9 protein-coding genes and 1 tRNA gene are annotated in these 9,743 nt (G+C 57.7%); 5 read left to right on the top strand and 5 right to left on the bottom strand.

Annotated elements, in window-relative coordinates:
- From FS320_RS31685 to FS320_RS31675, 3 genes are all read left to right on the top strand, one after another.
- A partial coding sequence (locus FS320_RS31685) for a transposase (RefSeq protein ID WP_192926244.1) occupies positions 1-176 on the top strand: 176 nt, incomplete at its 5' end.
- Between the two features lie 344 nt (positions 177-520).
- A complete protein-coding gene (locus FS320_RS31680) occupies positions 521-709 on the top strand; it encodes a hypothetical protein (RefSeq protein ID WP_152716424.1) in 189 nt (62 codons plus the stop codon).
- A 256-nt stretch (positions 710-965) separates the two neighbouring features.
- Positions 966-1,259, top strand: a complete 294-nt coding sequence (locus tag FS320_RS31675; protein ID WP_152716423.1) for a response regulator — start codon at positions 966-968, stop codon at positions 1,257-1,259.
- Positions 1,260-1,564: 305 nt separating this feature from the next.
- Here the strand turns inward: FS320_RS31675 and FS320_RS31670 are convergent, their stop codons facing one another.
- Positions 1,565-2,683 (bottom strand): IS110 family RNA-guided transposase, encoded by a 1,119-nt coding sequence (locus tag FS320_RS31670; protein ID WP_152716422.1) that lies wholly within the window; start codon positions 2,681-2,683, stop codon positions 1,565-1,567.
- A 293-nt stretch (positions 2,684-2,976) separates the two neighbouring features.
- Here FS320_RS31670 and FS320_RS31665 point away from each other — a divergent pair, with 293 nt between their 5' ends.
- Positions 2,977-4,131: an HWE histidine kinase domain-containing protein gene (locus tag FS320_RS31665; RefSeq protein WP_162003378.1), complete on the top strand. Its 1,155-nt coding sequence runs from the start codon at positions 2,977-2,979 to the stop codon at positions 4,129-4,131.
- Between the two features lie 294 nt (positions 4,132-4,425).
- Positions 4,426-4,626, top strand: coding sequence for a hypothetical protein (locus tag FS320_RS31660; protein ID WP_152716420.1), 201 nt, complete (start codon positions 4,426-4,428; stop codon positions 4,624-4,626).
- 881 nt (positions 4,627-5,507) lie between these two features.
- Here the strand turns inward: FS320_RS31660 and FS320_RS31650 are convergent.
- From FS320_RS31650 to hpf, 4 genes are all read right to left on the bottom strand, one after another.
- Positions 5,508-5,581 (bottom strand) — tRNA-Gln (locus tag FS320_RS31650).
- A 135-nt stretch (positions 5,582-5,716) separates the two neighbouring features.
- The gene (locus tag FS320_RS50350) at positions 5,717-6,838 is read right to left on the bottom strand and encodes a tyrosine-type recombinase/integrase (protein ID WP_152716418.1); all 1,122 of its coding nucleotides are present in this window, start codon (positions 6,836-6,838) and stop codon (positions 5,717-5,719) included.
- A 564-nt stretch (positions 6,839-7,402) separates the two neighbouring features.
- The gene (locus FS320_RS31635; protein WP_152716416.1) at positions 7,403-7,804 is read right to left on the bottom strand and encodes a hypothetical protein; all 402 of its coding nucleotides are present in this window, start codon (positions 7,802-7,804) and stop codon (positions 7,403-7,405) included.
- 1,236 nt (positions 7,805-9,040) lie between these two features.
- Complete coding sequence (gene hpf / locus FS320_RS31630; protein WP_152716415.1) at positions 9,041-9,490, bottom strand: ribosome hibernation-promoting factor, HPF/YfiA family; 450 nt, start codon at positions 9,488-9,490, stop codon at positions 9,041-9,043.
- Positions 9,491-9,743: the final 253 nt, after the last annotated feature.

Here is a 9,743-nt window from a genome sequence, read left to right as displayed (position 1 = left end):
ATCTCGCCCGGGCGGAGTTCGCAACGCTGCGGTTGCGCCTGCTCAAGATCGCCGTGCGGGTGCAGGAAACCACCAGCCGCATCCGACTGGCCTTTGCCTCGTGCTGTCCGGAAGCGGATCTCGTCCGGCGTCTTGCGAGCGCTCTGGCACCCCAGCCCCGGGCGGCCTCGCCCTGAGCGCCGGGGCTGCCATCGCCCCGGTCATCCCATCCCGTCCCTGCCAACGCGTTCCCCACGTTCCAGACCTTGCCGCGGTGAAAGAAACGCAGCGGATCGGCACGCCCGCGCTACCAAATAGGCCCCGAAACAAACTCTGGTGAATAGGAACGGCTAGAGGGAACACATCTGAGATAAAGACTTGATAGGACATTGAAATGACCTTGGCTATAATGTCCATCAGCCGGACTTTTGGATTCGAACCTTCCCGCGTCGTATGACTCATGAAGTGCTGCGAGGTCAGCGAGAGTGCCTGTTAGGCTCGAAACCGGTGTGCTGCTACGATGTACGCCTAAGGAAATACGATGCAGGAACTCGACACAATCGACCTGCCGGATGGCCGTCGTGGAACGGTTGTTCACGTTTCATCGAACCACGCAATGATCATCGTCGAGGTCGGGTCAGAGCTTATCGACTACACAATCGAGGAAAACGGTTTAAAGGAGATCGCCCGCATAACCGTAGCCCAGAGGGACACGCAAACCGTTTGGTGAAGGGTAAGGAAAGCGGCGGATTGACGGTTCGAGTCGTGTCGATAAGGTCACGTACCTAAAGCTCTGACCGGCGGCACGGCAGATTCCGTCGAGCAGCTTATGCTTCCAGGATGAACGTGAACGAGCGACCCTACTGGATTGCTAGCTTCCACATCGTCGGCGGAAAATCCGGAGAACAGTGGCTGCCTTAACACGGGTTATCGCCGAGCTTGCCTGTTCAGGATAGATTCAAGACGGATGGGTGAAGGCTTGTCGGATGACCCAGCAAGCTCATAGCAAACCACGTGCCCTCGTCTTGGAGGACGAGGCCCTGATCGCGCTCGATCTCCACGACGAGTTGCAGGACGCAGGCTATGAGGTTGCTGGCCCCTTCACCACCTGTGCCGCTGCCCTGGAATGGCTCAGGACCCAGACGCCTGATGCAGCCATTCTGGATGCGGTTCTGAAGGATGGTCCCTGTCGCGAGATCGCCCTTGAACTTGCACGGCGCGGGGTACCATTCCTAATCTACTCGGGCCACAGTGAGGACTCTGATGTTCGTTGTCAATGAGCTTGGACGTGGGAGTGCGATCCCAGGGCGGGAGCCGGGTGTGGCAGGATGGAGCGATTGCGCAGGGCTGGCGGCAGAGCCGTCAAGACGACGGTTGAGCAAACTCTGATGCGCGGGTTGGTCACCGCATTTCCGTGTGTTCGTCCGGGGCTGCCTCGATCTGCCAGCGGGCGTCGATGAAGGCTCATCGGCCACACAATTCTCTCAAGGATTCCCCACCGAGGCCCTGCCGCCGGCGCTGCGCAACCGCAGATGTCAGTCCAAACTGATAAGGCCCTCCGCAATGACCGTGAGCGCGTTCGGCTTTATGCGGCCGAGCGCGGCTCGATCTCACGCCCGATGGCCCAGAGGAAGGCTGCCATCTCCCGCGCGATCGCAGTGGTGACCACGGTCTGGCGCTTGCCAGCGGCCATCAGCCGGCGATAGCGCGCGCACAGCCGCACCTGCGCCTTCCAGGCAATCGCCCGCACGATTGCTGGCAAGCCCTTCTGGCGCTCCTGCAGCAAGCGGCTCATCCGGGCCGGAAAGCGATAGGTCCAGGCACCTTCAATGAGAACCCGACGCACTCTCGCGTTGCCCGCTTTGGTGATGCGGCCCCGCCGCACCCGCTCGCCGGTCGAGCTCTCGCACGGCACCAGGCCGAGATAGGCCATGAGCTGCCGCGGGCTGTCGAAGCGGCGCACATCGCCGATCTCGGCCACAAAGGTGACGGCGGTCAGCAGCGCCACCCCGCGCAGGGCCTGATACGCCTCGACCACCGGCGCCATCGACCAGGTCGCAACCACCTCAGCGACTTGCTGGGTCAGCCGGTCCAGGCGGGCTTCGGCCTCCTCGATCGCCTGCCGGTATTCGCGCAGGACCAGATACTGAGCCGAATGCTCGAAGACGAGCTCCGCAAGCCAGCGGGCATGCGCCCGGGTCCAAGGTTGGCGGCCGGGAAAGATCCGCCCATGACGCAGCAGGAAGGATTGCAGATGCTGGCGCTTCTCGCGCAAATCTTCCATCGCTGCCTCCCGCGCCCGCACCAGCTCGCGCACCGCCTCATGGCCCGGATCCGGCACCCAGATGGCAGTCAGCTCGCCGGCCCGGTGCAGCCGGGCCAGGGTGAGGGCATCGCGCCGGTTGGTCTTGACGCGCTCGCCCGGACGCTTGGGGATCAGTGACGGCGCGATGACGGCACACTCATGTCCCAGAGCCGCGATCTGGCGCTGCAGGCCATAGCCGGTGGGGCCAGCCTCGTAGCAGAACAACAATTCGCTGTGCCGGCTCGCCAGCTTGTGGACCAAGCGCCGCATCGCCTCGGGGGTATTGTCGATCTCGCCGAGAAAGCGGATCTCTCCCTGGCGGCCGTCCTCGGCCACGGCGACGGAGATCTTCAGTTTGGAGGTATCCAGACCGACAAACACTTTGCTCTTCTGCTGCATGGCTCGTCCCCTGTGCGGGAGGCTCGGCGCCGGCCCATCCAGCGCAACCCTCGCTCATCGCATAGTGTGGACGAGCCACCTCCGCCGGCAACGAACATACGGTCTGCCAGCATCTGGCTGAGTTTGATCATGTGACCTGGATTGAGAAGCCGGTTCCGCCCTCGGTGCTGGTTCAAGCCTGCCAGCAGCTTCTGGTCGGGAGCAACTAAACTATCAGGAATAGTAACGGATTGACCCCGAACCCAAATGCGCCAAGCCCGTTCTCAATGCTGTAGCGTTGGTGTTGGCCCCCTGTGTTGAACGACGAACTCCTCCCGCATTGGAACGAGGGTGACCGGCTCGCAGCCCTGCGCCGCTACCGGGTTCTCGACACGCCGCCAGAGCCCGAGTTCGATACTCTGGTGCAACTGGCCGCGCGGGTCTGCCAAACTCCCATCGCCCTGCTCAGCTTTGTGGAGGACCACCGGCAGTGGTTCAAAGCCGAGGTCGGCCTTGGCATTAGCGAAATGCCGTTCGACCGCTCGATATGTCTCAGTGTCCTTCTACAGCCAGGATTGACCGTCATCCCGGACCTGACCAGCGACACCCAGTTTGCCAATAATCCATTAGTGTCGAGCGAACCGCACCTGCGCTTCTATGCTGGTGCCGTGTTGCAGACGCCCGATGGCTTGCCCTTGGGAACATTGTGCGTGCTCGACCATATGACGCGTGATCTCACGGAGGATCAGGCGTTCACGCTCACGACCCTCGCTCAGCAAGTCATGGCACAACTGGAACTGCGTCGGGCGGTTGCGGAACGGGATGACCTGCTGGAAGCCAGTCGCAAGGTCAAGCAGCGGCAGACTCTGCTCGTGCGCGAGCTTCACCATCGGGTAAAGAACACGCTGGCCACCGTCCAGTGCCTCGTCGGAGCCTCGGGCCGGTCCACTAGCAGTTTTGATGAGTTTTATCGCTCGTTCTCGGACCGCATTATGTCTATGGCCAAGACCCACAACCTGCTGACCGAAGATTATTGGCAGACGGCACCGCTGCGGGACATCGCCCTCAACGAACTCAAGCCATTTGCCGAGAGCCGAGTGCCTCGCTTCATGCTGATTGGTCCGTCCCTCGAATTGTCGGCTGATCTGGCGGTCCCGGTTGGCATGGCACTCCATGAACTGACCACAAATGCCGTTCGGTACGGGGCTCTTTCGGTTCCAACTGGACACGTACAGGTTCGATGGAGCGCGAGCCAGAGCGAGGGCACCAGAAGGCTTCATCTGGAATGGAGGGAGTTCGGCGGTCCTCCGGTGAGCCAGCCGCAGCACCAAGGCTTCGGCTCGACGCTGCTTCAGCGGGTTCTTCCCATGCAGTGCAATGCCAAGGTGGAGGTCCGATACGAACGGACTGGCCTCCGGTTTCAGATGGACGCGCCCTTTGTTGAGCAGCGACTGGTGCCGGAGTATTAGTTTCGTTGCTTCTCGCCGAGGGAGCCTAACCTCGCGTTTCAAACTTGGTAGGAGCCGTTGAGGGCCAATCTCTTCGCAGGCTCCCCACCTGAGATCACCGTCAGCTTCGGCAGCGTCGGTGGAAGGTCCGGGGAGGGCGGCTGGCGGATTGAAGATCCATGAACCACGCTTTCCGGTGGGGCATTCCCCTCCCAGAAAAACGGTTTGAAGGAGATCCCACGCATGACATTGGACCGGTGGATCTCGTGAACCGATTGATCCAGGGAAGGCGGCTGATCAAGGGGGAGCATTGACGTGACGGACTGGACTAAGGAGCAGATCGCCAAACGGTTTTCCACGGACTACAGGGAGATCGAAAAGCTTGTCAGGATCGCTGCCACGAAGGGTATCGAGGCCGCTCTCGAACACCTGGATGGCACCCCGGAGGAAGACGAGGAGGCTCACCGGGCTGCGCTGCGTGCCTTGGACGACGATGTTGACAGGGGCAGGGAATAACCCGGTTCTTCAAACAGTTTGTGACCGTCTCCTGTAGACCCCGAGGAGGGCCTCGATAGGAGACGGTCCGAAACTGATTTCGGTTTTGGGGACCTAACTACCCGCCAAGGAAGCCTATAAAGGGCCGAGCTTTGGTTTCCAGCAGCTATGCCGGGCCATAGCCCTTAGAGTTGCGGGCTCAGGAGCCGCAACGACGCAACTTCGTTCAGGTGCAGGCTCCGTTAGGTCCCCAAAACCGAAACTCGCCTATCGATAGGTCCCCAGTTCCGCAGGCCGACCCCTACTTCAGTTCCTGAAGTCGGTCCTTTCCTGAGAAGCACCACCCCCACCACACGACGCGTGGTTTAGGGCTAATCCTTCCCACCTTGTATGACCGTGAGCTTGCGCATCGTCGGTGGGAGGTCCGGGGGTGGGGGACTGATCGCCTCCAAGTCCGTGAAGCGGGCTTTGCACTTCGGGTCGTACTGATCGGAAGGGTACTCCCAGGGAAGGGATCTCCTCGGGCAGTCGTGGGCGATTCTATCGAGGAGGTCGCATAGCTGAATGTCGGCCCCATACTCGTTGGCCAACCGTGCCAGTCGATACTGACCCCTTCGATGGGGACATAGGGGGCAGTCCACGCGGACAAGAACCCATGGGAATTCGCTCAGCCGTCTGACCATTGCTGTCCCATCGCGCAACATGAACGAAATGGGAACATAGGGTCGTAGGTTCCAACCCTTCGCAGGAAGCGGATTTCGGAGATCGTTGGTTTTACGGAGATTGCAGGGTGTTGGTTCTAAGGCTGTCCGGAACGCCGTTAGAACCCAAACTGTAAAACAGGGTGTAAAACACCGCTTTCGGAATCAGAGAGAAATCAGAAATTTCTCAACGATTTAAAGTGGCTGGGGGACCTGGATTCGAACCAAGACTAGCGGAGTCAGAGTCCGCTGTTCTACCATTAAACTATCCCCCAAAATGTCCTAGTCTAATCAAAGACTTAAGGCATTGTGGTTTTGCAAATCGGCGGGTTTTTTACAAACTCCGTTCCCGACGCGTTCGGGGAGATAGCCTCTCCCCGAACGAAATGCAACTGCCAATGTGCAGTTTTTTACCGTCCGCTTTCCTCCCATAGCTGAATGGCTTCCACGGCGAGCCGGTCCCGGTCCATGTGCTGGGTGTAGCGCTCAATCATCTGCTTCGACATGCCTGTGATCGACTGTATCTGAGCATCGGTGCATCCAATCTCCTTAAGGATGCAGGTTGCCGTGGCCCGGAGCCCATGGAACGACAGGCCATGCTCTTTGAGAGGCGTAGCCCACTCCTTTTTCATTTCCCGCTGCCACATTGCTTGAAATTGCTCCGAAGTGTGTGGCTGTCCCTTCGGCCTCGGAGCCAGAAATATATTCCCACGACGGCGACACTCTTCGATCACCGGCTTCAAACTCTGATGCAGAGGGATTGTCAGGTGCTTCTTGGTCTTGCTCTGAGTGATTTTGGCCCGGTCACCTTTTAGGCCGAAGGCGTTCTGGTGTTGATCATCCTCCGCCACCTGAATGGTATTGCCTTGCACTGCTCCGATAGACATCGAGACTACATCCGCCATGCGTTGCCCAGTGTAGAGCCCAAGTGCAACAGCCGTACGAATTTCCCGGCGAGCATTCTCGGCAATAAGCTTTATAGCCCAGGCAGGCCATGGCTTATGACCTTCGGCTTGATGATCAAGGTCAGACACGTCCCGAGCCGGATTGATCGTTAGGTACTCGCGAGGGATGCCCCATTTAAATACTGTCCTGACGACAGAAAGCATGTGGTTCGCCGTCGATGGCAAATCCGCATAAGTATCCCGCAACGCCAATACGTGTACGGGGCGTATATCGGACGCCGGGAACTTGCCCCACTTTTCAACAATAATGGCGATGTACCGTTTGTAATCCTTTTTTGAGGCCGCTTTTAGCTTGTTCCACTCTGGAGATGTCTGGTAGTCCAAGCACAAGTTTTTCACAGTTTTTGCGTGATACACTGCTGCGCCACTATGATTACGGATTGCAGCCCAGAATTCCGGCGAGTGTGGATCATCAGGCAAACGGTAGCGAGGCCCTGCATCAGGCGTGCTGCGCTTGTATTGATAGTACCAGTAAACCTTTTCGACTGACTTGCCGTTCACCTTAACCTTCGCCTTAACTGGGTGAACATGCTCCATATCAACGCCGTTTTTGCGTGGCCTTCCCACGGGACGCCTCCAAAATTGGGTCAAAACCGGGTTGAGTTAGATTCGTGAGTTCAGGGGCATTCACCTTTTCTGCGACGGCTTTGCCTTCCCAGGCATCGCATGTCCGCTGAACGTGCCACCGCACAAGTCCACCGCGCTTGACACCCGCAGGCAAAAGCCCTTGCCGTAGATACTGCCAAAAAGTGGACACGCCTATATCGAGTTCTTTAGCCATCCGGTTCGCACCGGCCCAAGTCGGCTTGAAATTGCAATTGCTGTGAGGGCACATCACGCGCCCTCATGGATCAAAGTAAATAACTTCACAGTCGAAAGCTCTGTAGTTCACCGGCAAAGCGCCGGGACCGGGATCAAAAAACCGGTCTTCGAGATTCGACGGAGAGGCGGCTCCAGAGCGTCTTGGTCATGTCGTATAGGCTCTAAATTACTCTAAGGAAAAGGCTGGCAATGAGCGCCGCCGAGATCGACAGCTAATGGAATTTGGTCGTTGGTGAGACGACCAAGGGCGATGAGCACTTACAAGCTAATAGGTGGAGGATCGCGGCTGCAATATTTTTCGCGATCTTGTCAGGCTAAACTGACGTGAGGTGCAAACTCTCCAGCGGGACCCAAGAACCACGTCCACCTGTACGATTCCAAAACCGCCGCCGCATGATAATCACTCTCACGCAGCGTGACGATGAACTCGTCATAAGTTGGAATAACGCTGTCTGCCTCGCCCGCCTGATCGGCGATTGCGAAGACCTCGATCATTGCACAAGCCGTATTGGCGAGGCACTGAGTCTCGAAGACCTTCTTCATGGCTGAATACAAGCGACGACGGTCAGCCAAAGGGCTGCCGCCAAAGTGGTGATGACGCCCTTGGTAGAGCGTCTCCCCGTTCGGCCCCCAGATTGCGTCAGACCAACGCAGCTTCGCCATAATCAGAAATTTGTCGCCCGCATCGCGGGCAGGATGAACGTCAGGCATTTCAATATCTTTGGTCGCAAAAGGAATGGCCCTTAGAAGGGTGGGCCGAGGGCCTTCCTAGCGACGCCGAATCGTGTTTGCATTGATTGCAATCAAGAAGTTCGAAAAATTTTTAACTGCTCCTCGATCCCAAGGGCCTCACAGCAGGTTGCATGTCAGGCTGAGGATCGCTCTCAGGGGCCTACGGGCACAAGCTAGAGGGCCGTTGGGGCACCTCTAACACGGCTGAGCGACCTTACTCAGCACAGGCTGCTGGATTGCGATCCAAACGATCACCCAGGTGCGAATAATTCAGGCCGCCTTGGGACGATGGTTCAACAAGCTCCGTAAGAGGTTTCTGGGCGCTGCGAGATGCGGTTCGCCTAGCCCGCCCCGCAGCCGCCCTCGATGATAATCCGAAAACGAAGAAGGGGGAGGAAACTCCAAGCTGCAATCGTCTAAGCTGGAGCCACCCGATTCCTCACAGGGCTCAGTTCATCACACGCCACAGCATAAGCGGCAAAAGGTACTTCTAGCCCCTGCATTGCAGCTTGTTGTTGGTCCTCCCCGCCAGAGCCCGACGAAGTGCAGGAAACATCACAGGCACCTGTTGATCTCTCCACCGCGAATAACCTTTGGAACGGAAAAGCTCGTTATCAGCGGTATCGACGTGCGGCCTCTACAAAAAGGCCACCAGATAAAGGGTAGCCGCGAACCCAATGTCTCCTTGCCACAAGCGACAGAGACACTTGGAGCATTCAGTTTCTATCAAGTTCAGTCAAACTAAAATTCACTGCCGCGCCAACTTCATTTCAGAACCTTAATCTACTTTTATGTTTCGCCAATTAACATAAACATAGATCAAGAATTGGAGTAAATTTGATTGGATTTATACGGCAGGAGGGAACAGTTTTCGCTCCTGGTGATTGCCTGTTGGTTGAAACGACGGAGTAATGGCTTCCGAAGTTTCTTCGCATTGGTCCTCCCACTGGCAGGAGATCACTCGTGATCTCCTGCACCTTTCTGAGGTGCGAGCATGACCTTGTGTCAGAATCTATTGGGCCGTAGTGCAAAAACCAGCAACATGTCTCGTCTGCACTGAACCGCCTGCTCGTCGGCGCGAACCAAGGCTTCAATTTGCATGCCCTTTGGCAGAGCACGTCACGCACTCTGTCCAATCTCGACTTTGAGCATCAGCATGAGATGCAGCGGCTGGAGCGCAGCCGAACCGATCTGATGCTATCCCGCGAACAAGGCTCAGGCTGTGTAGCCTTCGCCCTCTTCCCCTGAGTCCTCAGCATACAGCAGGTCTTCATCTACATCAGGTGTCGGGCTGATCCGCTCGCGCAGGACCACATCCTTATCGATACGTTCGCCCTTATCCTCGCGAAGCTCACGCTTTGTCCGCCGAAGCTGCTTGGCCACCTTCCCCAGGGCGGTATTGAAGCACAAGTAGATATCCTTGTCCCTGGCCTCGGCACTCTTCATCGGGAGCCCATCCATCTGCATGTTCACGCTGCAACGGTAGGTGATCCCCTCCTTCGTGAAGTGTGCGGACGCGGTGTTCAGCCGCCCGAAATACTTGCTGGCGACCCGCAGGATGTTCTCCCGCGCATAGCTGGGGAGTCCATCGCCGAGGTGGATTTTCGAGCTTTGGATCGTGATCGCTTCATCCGTGCCTTGGTGTGCTACAATGTTGTCTCTCATCAACCCGCTCTCGGGTGAGTGGTCCAATAATGAGTTATCGAAGTTTAGCCGTTCTTATGCATGGGAAGGTTGATGAAGGCTGGCGAGTGTAGCTTAAGCACTTGAAGCAGCGTAGGATTTGGTTGTTGAGACTAATCCCTGCCACCAATTGCCCTGTGCCACACTCGCCATGCCGGACGATACACCTGCCACCTTCCCGTTTCCAGCCGTTGGCCGCAAGAAGATCACCGCTGCTTTCGACGGTGGGCGCCTG

The sequence above is a fragment of the Microvirga tunisiensis genome (assembly GCF_009296175.1).
Lineage (GTDB): Bacteria > Pseudomonadota > Alphaproteobacteria > Rhizobiales > Beijerinckiaceae > Microvirga > Microvirga tunisiensis.
Note: the sequence above shows the minus strand (reverse complement) of the source record. Positions and strands in the feature narration are given on the sequence as shown.